A 17,781-nucleotide genomic window follows, 5' to 3' on the forward strand; every position below is an offset into this window, starting at 1 on the left:
GGGGCGGTCTGTCAGGCCAGCTCGCCGGCGTGCAGCTTCCAGCCGAGCGCGAGCAGCCAGCCGCTCGCGGGATCGGCATCGAGCGCGGCGGCGGCCGTGGCGCGCGCGGCGCGGGCCGCGTCGGCGCCGCTGGTCTCGACCACCAGCATCGGCTGCAGCACGCGGCCTTCGCTGCTTTCGCGCGGCAGCAGCGTGCTCAGGGCGACATCGGGCTGCAGCAGGAAGGACTGCACGAAGCCCGGCTGTTCGGCCAGGCGGCGGCCGGCCTCGGCGGCGCGTTCGGCGAGCGCGGCGGCATCGCTGGCCACGGCCAGCGGCAGCACCGCGATGTGGCTGCCGCTGCCGAAGCCGGTGACGGCGCGCACCGCGCAGACGCGGCGGATCGGATCGCGCATGCGGTCGAGGTTGGCGATCGACCACGGCGTCTGGCGCTCGAAGGCGGCGCGGTAGCCGGCCGAACGGAACACCTCGAGCGAGGCGGTGCGGTAGAGGCCGAGGTAGCGGCGGCCGCCCTCGAGTGAGACATAGCGCGCGCCCGAAAGGAAGCCCGGGATGCGCACGCGTTCCTCGACGTGCTCGCGGTCGTACCAGCGGTTGAAGTCGGCCTCGTCGGCCGCGGGATCGACGTCGCAGGCGACGAAGAGCAGGCCGTTCTCGGCGGCGGAAGGTTCGGTGACGGAAGCGGTGGAAGTCATGGCGGCGGAAGCGGGAGCGGGCCTTCGAAAAAAGAAGGCGCGATCTTCCGTCGCGGGGTCAGGCTGTCACAAACGAGTTTTTCTGGGCGACAGCCACAAGAATTACTGGCCCCTCGATGGGGCGCAAATGCGCTGTTTCGAGGGTTAACCCTCTATGGCTCCGCTCCAGATTGGTGCGGTTGCCGCGGCCGTGAACTGGTCGGAGGCCCGGCAGGCCAGCTCGGCCACGAGCCGGATGGCATCGGAGTCGGCAGCCTCCAGATGGCTCACCACCAGCCGCTGCGGCGAGATCAGCGCATCGCATTCGATGATGCGCACGTCGCCGGCCGCCACGTACTCGTAGACCGGCGGCAACGGCACCAGCGCATTGCCGAAGCCGGCCTTCACCAGCCGCGCGAGCGCCGAGATCGAGCTCACGCAATGCACCTTGCCCAGCGGGATGCCCACCGCGCGGTAGAGGTTCTTGAGCGCCTCGTGCGGCTGCGAGCCCGGGCTCATGGTCAGCACCGGCTGGCGCAGCAGCTGTTCCACCGTCTGCGTGCCCTCGGCGCTCATCTGCCCGACCCAGCCCATGGGCATCGGCAGGCAGGGCGTGCTCACGATGCCGGCGCCCGCGATGTGGTCGGTCTGCAGCGCGATGTCGAGCGCGCCCTCGCGCAGGCCGCGATGCAGCGCCAGCGTGGTCTCGGAGGTGAGCTGCACCTCGATGCCCGGATAGGTGGAGCGCAGGTTGGTGAGGAAACCCAGCAGCCAGGTGTGGACCACGGTCTCGATCGCGCCGATGCGCACCAGGCCCAGCAGGTCCTCGCGCGGGCGGCCCAGCGAGACGATCTCGCGGCGCAGCTCGAGCAGCCGCTCGCCGTAGTCCATCAGGCGCACGCCGACGGGCGTGAGCCGCAGCTCGCGCGCGTCGCGTTCGAACAGGCGCGCGCCGATGTCTTCCTCGAGCGAGGCAACGCGGTTCGACACGGCCGCCTGCGTGATGTGCAGCCGGTCGCTCGCGGCCCGGAAGCTGCCCAGCCGCGCGGCCCAGAGAAAGGCTTCGACGAATCGTGTGTTCATGCAGGTGTGTCCGCGGGGATTGTGCCGGCAATCGCGCGGCGGCCAACCCGGGGCGGCCCGCATGGCTACTTCGCGGCGAGGGGCAGCGTGAGCGCGTCCAGCACCGGCACCACCGCGGCCGCGTCGTTGCTCGCGAGCAGCACCAGCGCCTCGTTCGTGGCCGGCGAGAACGCGAGCAGCGCGCGGTAGCCGCCGGTCTGGCCGGTGTGGAAATGGATGCGCCGCTGCGCGCCGCCCGCGGCCGGATCGCGCATGCGCAGCGCATAGCCGACGTCGTATTCGCCCTGCGCCGACAGCGGCTCGCGCAGCCGCTCGGCCGCGGCGCCCAGCGGTCCCGCGCGGCCGGCCATCAATGCGCGTGCGAACAGCAGCAGGTCGGGCGCGGTGCTGCGCAGCGCGCCGGCCGCGGCCAGCGCGCCGAATTCCCAGGGCGCGCGCGCCGCGTTGCCGGCATAGCCCTGGGGCAGCCGCTTCGCGCGTGCCGCGTCGAGGTGCTGCACCGTGTCCTTCATGCCCAGCGGCACGGCAATGCGCTCGCGCACCAGCTGGTCCCAGGGCTGGCCATAGCGGTCCGACAGCAACTGCCCGACCAGCGCGATGCCCAGGCTGCCGTAGCGCGGCGCGCACGGCGGCGCCTGCGCGAGCTCGAGCGAGGAGAGCGCCACCATCAGGTGCGCACGCGTGGGTCTGGCGAAGGGATTGGAGTCGGGCCCGGGCGGACGCGCCGGCAGCGCGGGCAGGTTCGGCAGGCAGGCCGTGTGGGTGATGAGCTGGCGCAGCGTGATCGCGGCCACGGGCGGCGGCAGCGTGGCCTTGTCGGCAAGCAGCCGGCCCAGCGTGTCGTCGAGCGAGAAGTCGCCGCGCTCCACGGCCTGTGCGAGCAGCAGGCCGGTGAAGACCTTGCTGATCGAGCCGATCTCGAACACCGGTTGCACCTCGCCGGGCGCCATCGGTTTCGCCTTGCCGACGTGCCCAGGCGCATTGCGCTGGATCGCGTAGCGCGACGTGCCGTCGTGCCAGGTGCCCGCGACGATGGTGCCGGGACGGTCGCCGAGAACTTGCGCGGCGAGCGATGCGGGAGGGCTGTCGAAGCCGGCGGGTGCCGCATGACTGGCCAGCGGCAGCAGCAGCGCCGACAGCGCGAGGAGGGTGGCGGGGAGATGTCGCATGGCGCGCATCTTCGAAGCGCGCGGGCGCCGCGGCAACGCGCGGCGGCGGCGGCCGCGTCACCGCCGTAACGCGCGTAACGACGGGCCGGCCGCGTCTCAGCGCTTGTCGGCGGGCAGCACGTTGCGCGCGTCCTGCCGCAGCACCAGGTCCCAGAGCTGCTGCCCGGTCGGCGCGCGCGATTCCTCGCAGACATGCGCGACCAGCCCGGCCGCGCGCCCGACCAGCGCGAGGCCGCGGCCCAGCAGCGGGTCGAGGCCCATGTCGGCGAGCACCGCGCCGTTGGCGCCGGCCGCGTTGAGCGGCAGGTGGCGGCCATGGTCCTCGCGCAGCACCTCGACCAGCGCGAGCGCGAGCCGCCAGTGGCGTCCGAAGTAGCCGTTGGCCTTCGACACGGCCATGAGCGTCGGCACGCGCGGATCGCCGTCGACGTGGATCGGATGCCCGATGCCCGGGATGCTGCGCTTCGCCTGCCGGCGCTCGCGCACCAGCGCGGCCGCGCGCTCGCGCAGCTCGGCATCGCTCGCGTCGTCGGTGAGATCCGCGGCGGCCGCGAGCAGCATCTCGCTGACGTTCTGCACCGTGCCGAGGAAGTTCGAGCCCGCGCCCAGCAGGCCCGCGGCCACCGCGCCCTGCAGCGACTCGGGCGCGCCGAGCCAGGTCATGCGCGTGGCGATCGCGCTCGGCGTGAGGCCGTGGTCGGCCGCGGTCACCAGCAGCATGTTGACCATCGCCTTCTCGCGCGGCTCGGGCAGCCGCGCCATCGCGAGCAGCCACAGCATCTCGACGAAGTCGAGCTTGCCGATGATCTCGGTGGCGAGGTTCAGGCCGCGCACGTGGATCGCGTCGGGGGTCGTGTAGCCGATCTCGGTGGTGATCGTCATCGCCGGCCCCTCAGCCTGCCAGGCCCACGGTGATGCCGCCGCAGACGTAGAGCACCTGGCCCGTCATGAACGAGGCCATCGGGTGCATGAAGGCGTCGACCGCGTGCGCCACCTCGGCGGGCTCGCCGAAGCGCTGCACCGGAATGCCCTCGGCGATGCGCCGCGTGCGCGGGCTGTCGGCCGGGTTCGCGGCCTTGAAGGCCTCGGTGGCGATCGGGCCCGGCGCCACCGCGTTGACCGTGATGCCCTGCGCCGCGAGCTCGAGCGCCCAGGTGCGCGTGAGCGCGTTGAGCGCGCCCTTGGCGGCCGAGTAGCCGCTGCGCAGTTCCTTGCCGAGCGCGGCGCGGCTCGTGATGTTGACGATGCGTCCGCCGCCGGCCGCGCGCATCGCGGGCAGCACGGCCTGCACGCACTGCAGCGCGGCGCGCGCGGTCACGCCGATCTGCAGGTCGAAGTCGTCGAGCGAGGTGGTCTCCAGCGGCGCCGGGCGGATCGCAGCCACGTTGTTCACCAGGCCGGTGAAACGGTGGCGGCCGCAGGCCTCGGCGAGCGCGGCGGCGAGCGCCTCGCGGTCGCCCATGTCCACGCGCAGGTGCGCGCCGCTGCGCGCGTCGGGCGGCGGCTGGAGGTCGAGGCTGGTGACCTGCCAGCCGCTCTCGATGAGGCGGCGGCAGATCGCCAGGCCGATGCCCGAGGAGCCCCCGGTGACGAGGGCGTGGCGGTCGGTGCTTGGCGGGGTCGGGTTCATGGCGTGGCGTGATGCGGTGGGGAGGTCTCGCTGCCGGCGCCCATGCGCCGCAGCACTTCGATGCGTGCGTCCTTCTTCGAGGCCTTGCCGTTCGCGGTGCGCGGCAGCGCGTCGAAGAAGTGCACCGCCTTCGGCGTCTTGACGGGATCGAGCCGCTCGCGCACCCAGGCGACGAGCTCGGCGGCCTCGCAGGCCGCGCCCTCGCGCAGCTGCACCGCGGCATGCACGGCCTCGCCCCACTTGTCGTCGTCGATGCCGATCACCACGCAGTCGTAGACGGCGGGATGCCGGCCGAGCACGTTCTCCACGTCGGTCGGGTAGACGTTGAAGCCGCCGGTGATGATCAGGTCGCGGATGCGATCCTTGAGGAACAGGAAGCCGCGCTCGTCGAGATAGCCGCCGTCGCCGGTGCGCAGCCAGCCGTCGTGGAAGGCCTCGGCGGTCTTCTCGGGCTGCTTCCAGTAGCCCGACATCACGAGGTCGCCGCGCACCACCACCTCGCCGCCCTGGCCCGGCGGCAGCAGCGCGCCGGCCGGGTCCATGATCGCGACCTCGGTCATCAGCGCGGCGCGGCCCACCGACTCGAGGTTGCGCGGATCGAGCGCGTCCTCCACCGGCATGTAGGAGATGATGGCCGGCGCCTCGGTCTGGCCGTAGCCGGTCTCCACATGGCCGAACACCTGCTGCGCCTCCACGATCTTCGCGCTGCGCATCGGCGCCGCCGCATAGACGAAGTGGCGCAGCGCGCGCCAGTCGCGCCCGCGCGCGGTCGGGTCCTCGAGCAGGCTGTAGATCAGCGTGGGCGGCATGAAGACCGCGGTCACGCGGTCGTGCTCGAGCTGGTCGAGCACCTCGCGCGGCCTGGTCGAGCGCGGCAGCAGCACCGTGCCGCCGCTGCCGAGCACCGGCAGCAGGAAGGTCGAGGTGCCGTGCGTGATCGAGGCCACCGCGAGGTAGCGCTCGTCGGCGTCGAGCTTCATCGCCTGCATGATCGAGACGATGGTGGTGTTCCACGCGCGGTAGCTCTGCATCACGCCCTTGGGCGCGCCGGTGGTGCCGCCGGTGAACTTGATCGCCTGGATCTCGGCCAGGTCGTGGCGCACCGGCGCGGGCCTGCTGCCCGCATGCGCGGCCAGCAGCGCCGAGAGTTCGCAACCGGTGGGCGCCGTGCCGAGCGCGCCCGGCCGGTAGACCACGCGCGGCGCGCCGGTGGCCTCGAGCTTGGGCGCCTGCTCGTGCTCGGCGATCACCAGCGCGGCCTCGGTGAAGTCGACGATGCGGCACAACTCGTCGGCGCCGGCGCGCGGATTGAGCGGCACCCAGATGCGGCCCGCGAGCAGGGTCGCGAACAGCGACACCACGTGCGCGAGGTGGTTGCCCGCGCAGATCGCGATGCGCCCGCGCGGATCGGGCACCAGCGCCTGGAACGCGGCGGCCAGCGCCTCGGTGTGGGCCAGCAGCTCGGCGTAGCGGAGGGCGCCCTCGGGGCCCGAGAGCGCGATCTTGTCGGGGTGGCGGCGCGCGGCGCGCAGCAGGAAATCGATCGGCCGCATCCGCTCACTCCGCCTTCGCGCCCGAGACGCGCACGATCTCGGCCCACTTGTCGTACTCCTTGCGCACGAACTGGTCGAAGGCCGGCTGCGGCATCGGCAGGATGTCGGCACCGAGGTCGCGGTAGCGCGCCTTCACGCGCTCGCTGCGCAGCGCCTTGTCGACCTCTTCGTGCAGCCGCGCCACCACCGGCGCGGGCACGCCGGTGGGCACGAACAGGCCCGACCAGGCGGTGGATTCGTAGCCCGCGAGGCCGGCCTCGGCCATGGTCGGCACCTCGGGCAACAGCGGCGAGCGCTGCGCGCCGGTCACGGCCAGCGCGCGCAGCGAGCCCTTGGCGATGTGCGGCAGCGAGGTCGGCAGGTTGTCGAACATCAGGTCGATCTGGCCGCCGATCAGGTCGGTCAGCGCGGCCGCGCCGCCGCGGTAGGGCACGTGCAGGATGCTCACGTGCGCGAGGTGCTTGTAGAGCTCGCCCGACAGGTGGATGCTGCTGCCGTTGCCCGAGGAACCCATCGTGAGCTTGCCCGGCGAGCGCTTCGCGAGCGCCGTGAGCTCGGCCACGGTCCTGGCCGGCAGCGCCGGATTCACCACCAGCACGTTGGGCACCGAGCCCACCATCGCCACCGGCACGAAGGCCTTGCGCGTGTCGTAGGGCAGGTTGCCGTAGAGCGTGGGATTGATGGCGTGCGTGCCGACGGTGCCGAGCATCATCGTGTAGCCGTCGGCCGGCGCATTGGCGACCTCGCGCGCGCCGATGTTGCCGCCGGCGCCGGGACGGTTGTCCACGATCACCGGCTGGCCCAGCGCCTGCGCGAGCTCGGTGCCCACGAGGCGCGCGAACAGGTCGGCCGCGCCGCCGGGCGGGAAGGGCACGACCAGGCGCAGCGGCTTGGCGGGCCAGGCGGGTGTCTGCGCGATGGCGCCGGTGGCGAGGGCGGCCAGCGCAAGGGCGCCGGCGCCCAGCAGGGATCGTCGTTTCAAGGCTTGTCTCCGGAAGCGGGAAGAAAAAGAGAAGGGGCTCAGGCCGCGGCGCCGGGTGCGCGCGCGATGCCGTGGCGCAGGCCGCCGTCCACCGGCAGCTCGGCGGCATTGATGTAGGTAGCCTCGTCCGAGAGCAGGAAGCAGGCGGCGTTGGCGATGTCCCAGGCGCTGCCCTGGCGGCCGAAGGGCAGCGGTCCGCTCGCGCGGCCCGGGCGCGCGGCGCTGGCGGCGCGGCCCATGGGCGTGTCGATCAGGCCCGCGCGCACGATGTTGGCGCGGATGTCGCGTGCATGGCCCTCGAGCGCGACCGCGCGGCACAGCGCCGACAGCGCGGCCTTCGAGCTCTCGTAGGCCGGGTTGCGGCCCGCGGGCATCAGGGCGGCGAGCGAGGAGACGAACACGATCGCGCCGCCGTGCTGCATGGCGGGCAGCGCCGCCTGCGCGCACAGCAGGTGGCCGCGCAGGTTCACGCCGAGGATCGCGTCCCAGCTCTCGGGCGTGACCTCGGCCAGCGGCCGGCGATCGCTGATGCCGGCGTTGAGCACCAGCGCATCGAGCACGATGCCGCCTTCGGCCAGCGTGGCGAACAGCGCGCGCACCTGGGCCGGGTCGCCGATGTCGGCGGCCAGCGCCAGATGCTGCGCACCGGGCGCCTGCGCCTCGAGCGCGGCCACCGTGTGCCGCGCGGCTTCGAGGTCGCGGTCGGCGCAGGCCACGCGCGCGCCGCGCTGCGCGAGCCGCAGGCAGATCGCGCGGCCGTTGCCCACGAGTTGGGGATCGCCACCGGCGGCCTGGCCGCCGCCCACCACCAGCACCGTGCGGCCGGTGAAATCGCGCCTTGTTTCTGAGAACGTTTCCATATCGATTCCAAGGTTAAAGTGAGCGCCCGGGAGGCCGCAATCCATGGAACGTTTACATAAGGGAAAACTATGAGCCGAACGCCCAGCCAGGCGGTCTCGCTGCGCGACGTGGCGCACGCCGCCGAGACCTCGGTGGCCACCGTCTCGCGCGTGCTCAACCACAGCGGCTACGTCAGCGCCGAGGTGCGCAAGCGCGTCGAGAAGGCCGCGCAGGGCATCGGCTACGTGCCGAACTTCAGCGCGCGGCACCTGAAGACCGGGCGCAGCAAGGCGATCGGCTTCATGGTCTCGAACATGGCCAATCCCTTCCTCTCGGCCTTCTTCGCGGCGGTCGAGGCCCGGCTGCAGTCCGAGGGCTTCTCGGTGCTGGTCGGCAGCACCTTCGACCAGCCGCAGCGCGAGGCGCAACTGCTGCACCTGTTCGAGAACCGCCGGCTCGAGGGCGTGTTCGTCTCGCCGAGCCGCGAGGACCTGCCCGCGGCGCAGGACGCCTTCGCGCGCTGCAAGCTGCCGTTGGTGGTGCTCGACCGCGAGACCGGCTTCGAGGCCGACGCGGTCTGCCAGGACCACCGCCAGGGCGTGGCCACGGCGGTCGACTACCTGGTGTCGCTGGGCCACCGGCGCATCGCGCTGTTCGGTCCCAATCCCGCGATCCGGCCCGGGCGCGAGAAGCTGCTCGGCTACCGCGACGGCCTGCGGCGCGCGGACATCGGCTACGACGAGGCGCTGGTGTGCATGCTGAGCTCGGCCATCGAGTCCTCGGCCGCGCAGATGGACGCGATGCTCGCGCTCGCGGCGCCGCCCACTGCGCTGATCGCGCTCGGCACGCGGCTGCTGTCGGGCGCGCTGCGCAGCGCGCGCGAACGCGGCCTGCGCATTCCGGCGCAGCTGTCGGTGGTGGGCATCGGCACCGACGACGCCTTCGCGCTGATGGACCCGCCGCTGACCACCTTGCGCTTCGACATCGAGGGCGCCGCGCATGCCGCGGCCGAACTGATGCTCGAGCGGGTGGAAGGGCGCGCGCCCGAGGCGCGGCGCAGCGTGCACGTGCCGCTGGCGCTCACCATCGGCGCCTCGTGCGCGGCGCCCGCGCGCTGACGAGGCGCGGTGGTGCGGCGCTCAGGCCGCGTAGAAGAATTCCTCGCGCACGATCTTGCCGTCTTCCACCGTGTAGAGCGCCATCTCCTCCATGGTGAAGCGCTCGCCGCTGGTCTTGAAGGTGGCGTCGATCCTGAAGCCGACGATGAAGCGGTCGTCGTGCGGCCACGGGCCCGCGACGATCATGCCGTGCACCTCGTGGTTCGAGGTCCACCATTCGCCCTTGCCGCGGATCGCCTCGATGCCGCGCACCTCGCGCGCCATGTCGGGCGGGCCGCCGGCCTCCACGCTCACCGCGTCGCTCGCATAGAGCGCCAGCGCTTCCTCGTAGGCGCCCTGGCGGCACAGCTCGACGAGCGTGTTGGCGATTTCCATCGTGTCCATCGTGGTCATGGGTAGCGGCCTTTCTGCGGATCGCAGCAACGGGGTGGGAGGGAAGCGAGCGTGTCGATGCAGTGTAGGCCGCCCGCCGCGCGGCGCCATCGGGAAAGACCGGGAATGACAGGCGCGCCGCCGCGCCTCAGCAGAACACGATCGCCGTGCGGTGCGCGATGCTCAGCCGCGCCGCCTCGTACAGCAGCAGCCAGGCCGCGTACTCGCGGTAGAGGCCGTTGTCGTCCTCGATCAGCGCGTCGATGCGCTCGGCCTCCTCGTCGCCGAGCTTGCCGTTCGACAGGTGGATGCCCAGCGCGGGCGCCACGTAGACCAGCTCCTCGAGCAGGCGGTACGAGGAGCCGAGCATGCCGCCGGGCAGGCCCAGGGCTTCGTCGTCCTCCTCGTCCTCTTCCTCGTCCCCGATGTCGTCCTCCTCGCGGCCGCGCGAGAGGTCGACGTCCTCGTCGTCCTCTTCTTCCTCTTCCTCGATCTCGTCATCTTCCTCGCGCTCGTCGAACAGCACTTCCTTGAAGTCCACCGGCACGTAGAAGCCCTCGGCATCCGAATGGCACAGCAGGTGGCTGTCCTCGCTGTCGAGCAGGGTCTGGATCTTCGGGTCGGCCGTGGGATCGACGTCGTCGGCCAGCGGCGTGGCCACCCAGTCGGGCGCGAGCACGCGGTGCGCGTAGGCGCGGCGCAGGTAATGGATGAAGGAGTAGGGGAAGCTCTCGATCGAGGCGCGCGAGTCGAACTCGATCGCCTCGCGCGGCTCGGTGTGCGGCGGCAGGCCGGCGGCGGCCAGCACGCGGTTGACTTCCGCCAGGTCCTCCTCGAACGCCTCGGCGCCCTCGGGGTCGTCTTCGAGCAGCTCGGCAAGCATGCCGACGCAGATGGCCAGGCCCATGGATCACTCCTCGTGGTTCGTGGCGGCGATGGTGACGAACCCAGATGAAGGCGGGATGACGGCCGGCCGCGCGTTGCGCCGGGCCGTCATCCGCGCGGGCGGCTTCAGCGCGCCGCTTCGACCTTGATGCGCTCGTTCGGCACCTCGCCGAACATCTCGGGCGCGTACATCGCCTCGACGCGGCTCGGCGGCAGCGCGAAGTCGCCGACGTTGTTCAGGCGCACCGTGTACTCCATCTTCACCACGCCCTTGGGCAGGTACTGGTAGTAGCTGCGGAAGGCCTCGAAGCTGCGTTCCTCGAAGGCCGGCCAGCCGGCGCCCGACTTCTTCTCGCCCTGGGTGGCGATCTGCGAGTCGCGGCCCAGGCCGCTGCCGAGGATGGTGGCGCCGCCGGGCACCGGGTCGCTGATGACGACCCAGGTCATGTCGGCGCTGGCGTTGACCTCCAGGCTCACGCGCAGCACGTCGCCGCGCGTGTACTTGCCGGCCACCGCCTGCTCGACCGGCGTCACGGTCTTCTTGATGGCATAGCCGGCCGCGAACGGCGCCTTGAGCTGCACCGCCGCGATCGACTGCATCGTGAGCCAGGGCTTGCCCGTGCCCTGCTGGGTCACGAGCAGGGTGTCGCGCACCGGCGCGCCGCCGGGCGAGGCCGCCCAGGGCAGGAACATGCCGTTGTTGCGCAGGTTGCCCGGCGAGGCCGGGGCGCCGAAGAAGGTGGTCTGGTTCGGCGCGCCGGTCGCGTCGCTGGCCTTCACGCGTTCGACCTTGCTCCAGTCGACCTGCGCCTTGGCCGCGCCCAGCGTGGCGGCGGTGATGCCGGCCACCGGCGTGCTCTCGAACACCTTGCTGAACTTCTCGAGCGCCAGGCCGCCCCAGAGGTTGGCGGTGGTGGTGTGCCAGGCGCCGTTCTGCTGCCGGCCGATGAATCCGTTGGCCAGCTTGCCGATGTCGTCCTTCCAGCTCGGGTCGTCCATCACCGTCAGCAGCAGGCGCGCGGTGTTGACGTCGCCGTTGGTCATCAGCCACCACCAGTAGTCGTCGCGCTCGGTGCTGAAGATCAGCTTGGTGCCCTGGTAGGACAGCCGCGCCTTGAGCACGTTGTTGGCCTCGTCCATGCGCTGCTGGCGCTGCGGCACGTCCTGCACGCGCTTGAGGATGTTGAGCCAGTCGATCACCGCGCTGGTGGGCCACTGGTTCGGCGCGATGGTGATGCTGCCGAGCATGGCGCCCGAGGCCTTGCCGTAGCGCGACAGCGCCTCGAGCGCGGCCAGCTTGCGCACGTCCAGGTCCTTGCGCGGGCTCCAGAAGTCGCGCGTGATGCGGCCCTCGACGAAGGCGATCAGGCCGGCTTCCATCGGCGCGCGCACGTCGTCGGCGAGCGCGAAGGCGGGATCGAGCGAGGCCGCTTCATTCGTGGCCGCCAGCAGGTACGAGGTCAGGATGTCGCTGCCGCCGTTGGCCTCGCCGTCGCGCGGCGGGAAGTAGCTCGCGAGGCCGTCGCTGTCGAGGTAGGTGGGCAGCTGCGCGAGCACGCCCTGCCACATCTTCGCGTCGCGCAGGCCGACCGACTTGCTGGTCTTCTGCTCGAGGCAGATGAAGGGGTAGTTGGCGAACCAGTCGCGCACGCCCGGCAGGCCTTCGGCCAGCTTGGGCTGTAGCGACAGCTTCAGGCCCCCGCGGCCGGGCAGGGCGTCGGCCGGCGGCGCGACGTCGATGGTGAACGGGCCGTCGACCTGCACCAGCGTGGCCTGCTGCACCGTGAGCGGCACCGAGGGCACGATGCGCTGGCGCACCTTGAGCGCGTCGCGCGCGCCGCCCAGCGTGTCCTTGGCCTCGATCTCCCACAGGATCGCCTCGGCGCGCGTCTGCGCGAGCTGCGCCGGCGCGGTCACGTTCCAGGCCACCTCGCGCGCCTCGCCGGCGGGGATGTCCACCGTCTGCGGCTGCAGGGTGAGCAGCGTGGCGCGCGGCGTGGCTTCCACCTTCATCGCCTTCTGCGTGGTGTTGCGCAGCGTGATCTGGGCGCGGAACTGGTCGTCCTCGCGCACCAGCGGCGGCAGGCCGCTGATGATCTGCAGATCCTGCGTGGCCTGGATGCTGGCCTGGCCGGTGCCGAACAGGTCGGCGCCCGAGTCGGCCACCGCCACGATCTTGAAGGTGGTCAGCGCGTCGTTGAGCGGCACCGTCACCACGGCCTGGCCGTTGGCATCGAGCACCACGCGCGGGTTCCAGATCAGCAGGGTCTCGAGCAGCTCGCGCGTCTGGCCCTTGCCGCCGCCGCCGCCCGCGGGCACGGCCTTGCGCCCGTAGTGGCGCCGGCCGACGATCTCCATCTGCGCGGTCGAGGTGCTGACACCCCAGCTGCGCCGCTGCAGCATCGCGTTGAGCAGGTCCCAGCTGTCATTGGGCATCAGCTCGAGCAGCGCCTGGTCGACCGCGGCCAGCGCCACTTCGGCGCCGGCGGCCGGCTTGCCGTCGGGCAGCTTGGCGGTGATCGTGACCTGCGCCTTGCCGCGCACCGGGTAGCTGGGCTTGTCGCTGGCCACCGTCACGTCGAGCTGGTGGGCGCGCGTGCCGACGCGGATCTCGGCCATGCCGAGGCGGTAGGCGGGCTTGCTGAGGTCGACCATGGCGGTCGGCGCCACGTACTCCTTGCCCTCGTACCAGAAGGCGGTCCACCATTCGCGCGGCGCCTTCCAGCCCCAGCTGAAGAAGCTGTACCACGGCACCTCGCGCAGCCGCCCGCGCAGCGCGAGCACGCTCACGTAGGCGTTCGGGCCCCATTCGGGCTTGACCTGCAGCGTGACCGTCGGGTCCTGGCCGTTGAGCTGCACCACATGCGTTTCGATCACGCCCTCGCGCTCGACCGACACCAGCGCGGTCGCGAAGCGGAACGGGCTGCGCACCTGGAACTTGGCGATCTCGCCGGGCTGGTAGCTCTTCTTCTCGGGCAGCACGTCGATGCGGTCGTTGTCCTCGCCGCCGAACCAGAGTTCGCCCTGCTTGGTCACGTAGACCGAGCTGGCGGCGCGGGCGTCGCGGCCCTCGCTGTCGGTGGCGCTGGCGACCAGTTCCACCTCGCCCGCGTCCTTGAGCTCGGTCTCGCACAGCAGCAGGCCTCGCGCGTCGCTCTTGCCGCTGCAGACGGTGCCGATGTCCTTGGTCTCGGTCTTGTTGTCGTAGGTGTAGAAGCCGCCCACCATGCGCTTGCGGCTGGTGGTGGTGATGCGCGCCACGGCGCGCACGTTGAGCGTCACGCCGGCCTGGGGCTTGCCCGCGAGGTCGAGCGCGAGCGCCTGGAACTTGACCTTCTGCGCGGTCGAGACCCAGCCCTCGGTCTTGATGCCGGCGATCACGCCCGCGGGCCACAGCGTCTGCGTGCTGCGGATGGTCTGCACCTCGCCGTTCGGGTCGGCGTAGGTGGCTTCCAGCAGCAGCTCGCGCGCGGCCTTGACCTTGGGCACCTTCTCGATCGTGAGCTTGCCGGCGCCGTCCTTGTTGAGCGTGAGCGGCAGCTTGTCGGCGATCACGCGGGTGTCGCTCGCGCTGTTGAGGTCCTCCTCGCCGCCCGTGGCCTCGGGGCCGGCCGCGGTGGCCGCCTGCAGGCCCGCGGCCTCCACCGGCCGCGGCGGGCTGAAGCTGAAGGCGTCGTAGTCGGAGAAGCTCAGGCTCTTGCCGCGCACCATGGCCGACACGCGCACCGGCAGGTTGGCCGCGCCGCCGCCGGCCACGTAGTTGATCTGCACGTCGGTGGGCACGGCCGTGGCCGCCACCAGCGGCTTCTTGTCGCTGGGCGCGATGCGGCCCTCGAGCACCGGCAGGCGGAATTCCTCGACGCGGAAGATGCCGGTCGCGAAGCTGCGGCCGCCGCCGTCCTCCTCGTCCTCGTCGCTCTCGTTGTTGTTCTTCTTGGCGCCGCCGCTGCGCAGCTGCACCTCGTACACGCCGAGCTTGGCGGCGGCCGGAATGGCGAAGCTGTTCTCGGCACTGAGGCCGCCGGTGGCGGTCTTGCGCCAGGCCAGCGGCTGGGTGAACTGCTGGCCGCTGCCCTGGTGGGTGATGACCAGCGTGTCGGGCGTGCCGTCGGGCAGGCCGAAGCCCTTGCGGGTCTGGGTGCGGATCAGGCTCTTCATCGACACCGTCTCGCCGGCGCGCAGCAGCGTGCGGTCGAAGATGGTGTGGGCGATGCGGTCGGGCTCGGGCTGCAGGCTGGTGGGCACGTTGAAGCGCCAGGGCTCGATGCCGCGCTGCCAGTCGCTCTGGGTGAAGGCGAGGTCTTCCACGCCCTTCTCGTCCTTGGCGCGCGCGCTGACGAACCAGAAGCCCTCGCCGTATTCGTCCTCGCCGTTGCAGTTGGGGGCCTTCGAGGGCACGCCCTCGAGCATCACGGTGCCGTCGGCGCCGGTGGTGCCCGAGGCCACGGCCTTGCCGCGGCAGTCCGACACGCGCACCTGCGCGCCCGCCACCACCTTGCCCTTGTCGAGCGTGGTGACCCAGGCCATCGAGTTCTCGCGGCCCAGCTTGAAGTGCACCGCCAGGTTGGTGGCCAGCGCGCTGGTGCGCACGTACATCGTGCGGTTGGCGCCCAGGCGCTCGTCGAGCAGCGCGTCGCCGAGCTTCTGCGAGGCGATCTCCAGCACGTGGAAGCCCGGCGTCAGCGGGATGCCGATGACCTCGAAGGGGCGCGGGTCGCCGCTCTCGGCCTTGGGCATGTCGAGCGACTTCACGCCCGGCTGGCCCGAGAGCAGCGACAGCGTGCGGGTCTGCACGTAGCTCTTGTCGCTGCTGTCGAGCACCGGCGGCAGCGGCGTGCGCAGGTCCTTGCGCGCCTCGGTGCGCGCGATGGTGTAGCTGTCGTAGCGGCGCACCTTGCGCAGCCATTCGATGATCTCGGCGTCGGTCTTCGGGTTGATGTCGCTGACCTTGCCGGGCGTGAGCGCCTGCACCATCAGCTGCGGCTCCACGCGGCGCACCGTCACCGGCATCATGGCCGGGGTGTCGGGCTCGGCCAGGCGCTCGATCACGCCGAAGGGCGAGGCCGCGAACTTGGCCAGTGGTGGCATGGAGCCGGTCGCGACCTTGAGCGGGAAGCCGTCGGGCGAGGCCAGCGGTCGGCCCGAGGCGTCCTCGAACTTCGAGGGCAGCTCGATGCTGAAGGAGGTGCTCTCGGGCAGCGGCGCCGCGAAGTTGATCGAGCTCACGACATCGTCGGCGTTCTGGGCCGAGCCCTCGTCGTCGAACTTCGGCGCAAGCGTCTTGCCGCCGCCCTTGAGCTGGATCGCCGCGGCCATCTTGCGCGTAACCGGAGCGTTGAACTGCAGCGTCATCGGGCGCAGCGGCAGGCAGGCGGCCTGCGCGTTCTCGCGCTCGCAGGTGAACGAGGCCGCGAAGGGCTCGCGCACCTCGAAGCTCAGCCGGCGCTCGACGCTGTTGGCGATGCCCGAGGGCGTGGCCACGCCCTTGCCGTAGACGATCTGCAGCTTGCTGCCGGGCGTCAGCGTGCGGTTGCACTGCATCGTGACGAAGCGCAGCGGCTCCTTGGCGGCGGCCTTGTCGCGGCCGTAGGCCTTGAGCAGCTCGGTGCGCTGGGCGCCCTCGATCAGCTTCACGGGCACGCGCTCGCCGATGCCGTCGGCCGCGCACCAGACGTTCTCGCGCACGCTGTCGAGCGTGGCCGGGCCGTTGAGCTCGAGCACGAACATCTGCTGCTCGTCGATCTTGCCGTAGCTGCCGGGCTGGAAGCTGCGCACGAACGGTCCGCCGGTGGAGAACTGGTAGCGCTCGGGGCCGGTCAGCTCGCCGCTGGCGGGCTTGAACGAGGCGATGCGGGCGATGGTGCAGCGCACGCCGGGCGGCAGGTCGTTCTCGAAGTCGTAGACCCACTGCTTGGCGTCGGTCCAGCGGCCCTGGCCCTTGCCGGCCTGCGCGTCGGTGCAGCTCACCGACAGCGGCGCCGGTGCCTTCGGATCGCCGAAGTTGACCGCGGCCTGGTCGAACTTGGCGACCACCTGGCGCACGCGCGAGACCTCGCCCTGCGGCGTGAGGCTGGTGATCTGCAGCGCGAACGCGGGAGCAACCAGTGCCGCCGCGCCGATGGCCAGCCAGAGGGATCGCGCACTCATCGAACTGTTCACAACTAACTCCTCCTGAGGACAGCGCACGAGGGTAGCCGATTTGCATGGCGGGACGGCAGTGCCGTCCGTCATAGACCGGGGGGCCTGATCCTGCGAAGTCGCCCCTTCTTCTTACAATCGCTCACCCCGGGCGAGCGTCGCGCGGACGAAGTCAGGAAACCGCCGCAACCGATGAAACGCTACTGGGAAATCGACGCCTTGCGCGGGCTGATGCTCGTGCTGATGACCGTCACCCACCTGCCGACACGGCTGACGGACCCGCTGGGCCAGCCCTTCGGCTTCGTCTCGGCGGCCGAGGGCTTCGTGCTGCTGTCGGCCTTCGTCGCCGGCCTGGTCTACAGCCGCATCGGCCACGTGCGCGGCGTCGAGTCGATGCGCAGCGCGTTCTGGCGCCGCGTGCTCAAGGTCTACCTGTGCCAGGCGGCCACGCTGCTGTTCCTGTTCACCGTCATCACCGGCGTGGGCCTGCACATCGACCAGCCGGCGGTGAAGAACCTGGTCTCCTATTACCTGGCGGCGCCGCGCGACGGCTTCCTCTACGGGCTGCTGCTGATCTACGAACCGGCGCTGCTCGACATCCTGCCGATGTACATCTTTTTCATGCTCATGAGCCCCTGGGTGCTGGCCTTCGCGATGCGCCACGGCTGGCTGCCGGTGATGGCGCTGAGCGCGGCGCTGTGGGCGGCGGCGCAGTTCGGCTTCAGCGAATGGGTCTACGGGCTGGCGGTGCGCCACCTCGGGCTGCCGGTGCCGTACCACGAGATGGGCGCCTTCAACACCTACGCCTGGCAGTTCCTCTGGTTCGCGGGGCTGGCCATCGGCGCCAGCCGCAACACGCCCGGCGTGAAGCCGCTGCGCTTTCCGGCCTGGCTGCTGCTGCTGGCGGCGGCCGTGGCGCTCTACTGCTTCTACTGGCGCCACACCGGCATCAACGGCCAGGCGCCGTTCGGTGGCGACGTGGAGCGCAACCTGCTGTTCGACAAGTGGCTGCTCGGGCCGCTGCGGCTGGTCAACCTCGTGGCGCTGGGCATCCTCGCGGTGCGCTTCGGCCCCTGGCTGATGCGCAAGCTGCCGCGCCTGGGCTGGCTCGAGGCCATGGGCTCGGCCTCGCTGCCGGTGTTCTGCGCGCACCTGGTGGCCGTGCTGCTGGTGCTGGCCTTCTATGGCGACAGCCAGACCGCGCGGCCCTGGTGGGGCGACGCGCTGCTGCTGGCGGCGGTGTTCACGGGCATGTACCTGGTGGCGCGCGTCTCGCGCGGCGCCGACGTGCCGCCGCCGGCCGACGAGGTGCCGACCGAGCCGGCGCGCGCCTGAGG

General features: G+C 71.6%; 13 protein-coding genes. 2 read left to right on the plus strand and 11 right to left on the minus strand.

Features of this window, described 5'->3' with window-relative positions:
- Positions 1-11: 11 nt before the first annotated feature.
- The 8 genes from INQ48_08140 to INQ48_08175 all read right to left on the minus strand — a co-directional run bounded on the left by INQ48_08140 (position 12) and on the right by INQ48_08175 (position 7,951).
- Positions 12-695 (minus strand): hypothetical protein, encoded by a 684-nt coding sequence (locus INQ48_08140; protein QRF59184.1) that lies wholly within the window; start codon positions 693-695, stop codon positions 12-14.
- Positions 696-839: 144 nt separating this feature from the next.
- Positions 840-1,757, minus strand: a complete 918-nt coding sequence (locus INQ48_08145; protein ID QRF59185.1) for a LysR family transcriptional regulator — start codon at positions 1,755-1,757, stop codon at positions 840-842.
- Between the two features lie 65 nt (positions 1,758-1,822).
- On the minus strand, positions 1,823-2,926 hold the full coding sequence (locus INQ48_08150) for a beta-lactamase family protein (GenBank protein ID QRF59186.1): 1,104 nt from the start codon (positions 2,924-2,926) through the stop codon (positions 1,823-1,825).
- A gap of 96 nt (positions 2,927-3,022) precedes the next feature.
- A complete protein-coding gene (locus tag INQ48_08155; protein ID QRF59187.1) occupies positions 3,023-3,808 on the minus strand; it encodes a citryl-CoA lyase in 786 nt (261 codons plus the stop codon).
- A gap of 10 nt (positions 3,809-3,818) precedes the next feature.
- On the minus strand, positions 3,819-4,556 hold the full coding sequence (locus INQ48_08160) for an SDR family oxidoreductase (GenBank protein QRF59188.1): 738 nt from the start codon (positions 4,554-4,556) through the stop codon (positions 3,819-3,821).
- Complete coding sequence (locus tag INQ48_08165) at positions 4,553-6,109, minus strand: AMP-binding protein (protein ID QRF59189.1); 1,557 nt, start codon at positions 6,107-6,109, stop codon at positions 4,553-4,555. The genes INQ48_08160 and INQ48_08165 overlap by 4 nt, the downstream gene beginning before the upstream one ends.
- Positions 6,110-6,113: 4 nt before the next feature.
- Positions 6,114-7,091: a tripartite tricarboxylate transporter substrate binding protein gene (locus INQ48_08170; GenBank protein ID QRF59190.1), complete on the minus strand. Its 978-nt coding sequence runs from the start codon at positions 7,089-7,091 to the stop codon at positions 6,114-6,116.
- A 38-nt stretch (positions 7,092-7,129) separates the two neighbouring features.
- On the minus strand, positions 7,130-7,951 hold the full coding sequence (locus INQ48_08175) for an SDR family oxidoreductase (GenBank protein QRF59191.1): 822 nt from the start codon (positions 7,949-7,951) through the stop codon (positions 7,130-7,132).
- A 69-nt stretch (positions 7,952-8,020) separates the two neighbouring features.
- Here INQ48_08175 and INQ48_08180 point away from each other — a divergent pair, with 69 nt between their 5' ends.
- Positions 8,021-9,049: a LacI family DNA-binding transcriptional regulator gene (locus tag INQ48_08180; protein QRF59192.1), complete on the plus strand. Its 1,029-nt coding sequence runs from the start codon at positions 8,021-8,023 to the stop codon at positions 9,047-9,049.
- A 21-nt stretch (positions 9,050-9,070) separates the two neighbouring features.
- On the opposite strand, the gene INQ48_08185 is transcribed toward INQ48_08180, so the two are convergent.
- The 3 genes from INQ48_08185 to INQ48_08195 all read right to left on the minus strand — a co-directional run bounded on the left by INQ48_08185 (position 9,071) and on the right by INQ48_08195 (position 16,453).
- Positions 9,071-9,433 carry a nuclear transport factor 2 family protein gene (locus tag INQ48_08185; GenBank protein ID QRF60659.1) on the minus strand — a complete coding sequence of 121 codons (363 nt, stop codon included), beginning with the start codon at positions 9,431-9,433 and terminating at the stop codon, positions 9,071-9,073.
- 136 nt (positions 9,434-9,569) lie between these two features.
- Positions 9,570-10,328: a hypothetical protein gene (locus INQ48_08190; protein ID QRF59193.1), complete on the minus strand. Its 759-nt coding sequence runs from the start codon at positions 10,326-10,328 to the stop codon at positions 9,570-9,572.
- Between the two features lie 104 nt (positions 10,329-10,432).
- Positions 10,433-16,453 (minus strand): alpha-2-macroglobulin, encoded by a 6,021-nt coding sequence (locus INQ48_08195; protein QRF59194.1) that lies wholly within the window; start codon positions 16,451-16,453, stop codon positions 10,433-10,435.
- Positions 16,454-16,636: 183 nt separating this feature from the next.
- Between INQ48_08195 and opgC the strand changes: the two genes are divergently transcribed.
- Positions 16,637-17,779: an OpgC domain-containing protein gene (opgC, locus tag INQ48_08200; protein QRF59195.1), complete on the plus strand. Its 1,143-nt coding sequence runs from the start codon at positions 16,637-16,639 to the stop codon at positions 17,777-17,779.
- Positions 17,780-17,781: the final 2 nt, after the last annotated feature.

The organism is Variovorax paradoxus, assembly GCA_016806145.1.
Classification (GTDB): Bacteria; Pseudomonadota; Gammaproteobacteria; order Burkholderiales; family Burkholderiaceae_C; genus Variovorax.

Bases quoted from the DNA above. Each gene is read 5' to 3' on its own strand.
- INQ48_08140 (QRF59184.1), bottom strand. From the start codon at position 695: ATGACTTCCACCGCTTCCGTCACCGAACCTTCCGCCGCCGAGAACGGC.
- INQ48_08145 (QRF59185.1), bottom strand. From the start codon at position 1,757: ATGAACACACGATTCGTCGAAGCCTTTCTCTGGGCCGCGCGGCTGGGC.
- INQ48_08150 (QRF59186.1), bottom strand. From the start codon at position 2,926: ATGCGACATCTCCCCGCCACCCTCCTCGCGCTGTCGGCGCTGCTGCTG.
- INQ48_08155 (QRF59187.1), bottom strand. From the start codon at position 3,808: ATGACGATCACCACCGAGATCGGCTACACGACCCCCGACGCGATCCAC.
- INQ48_08160 (QRF59188.1), bottom strand. From the start codon at position 4,556: ATGAACCCGACCCCGCCAAGCACCGACCGCCACGCCCTCGTCACCGGG.
- INQ48_08165 (QRF59189.1), bottom strand. From the start codon at position 6,109: ATGCGGCCGATCGATTTCCTGCTGCGCGCCGCGCGCCGCCACCCCGAC.
- INQ48_08175 (QRF59191.1), bottom strand. From the start codon at position 7,951: ATGGAAACGTTCTCAGAAACAAGGCGCGATTTCACCGGCCGCACGGTG.
- INQ48_08180 (QRF59192.1), top strand. From the start codon at position 8,021: ATGAGCCGAACGCCCAGCCAGGCGGTCTCGCTGCGCGACGTGGCGCAC.
- INQ48_08185 (QRF60659.1), bottom strand. From the start codon at position 9,433: ATGGACACGATGGAAATCGCCAACACGCTCGTCGAGCTGTGCCGCCAG.
- INQ48_08190 (QRF59193.1), bottom strand. From the start codon at position 10,328: ATGGGCCTGGCCATCTGCGTCGGCATGCTTGCCGAGCTGCTCGAAGAC.
- INQ48_08195 (QRF59194.1), bottom strand. From the start codon at position 16,453: ATGAGTGCGCGATCCCTCTGGCTGGCCATCGGCGCGGCGGCACTGGTT.
- opgC (QRF59195.1), top strand. From the start codon at position 16,637: ATGAAACGCTACTGGGAAATCGACGCCTTGCGCGGGCTGATGCTCGTG.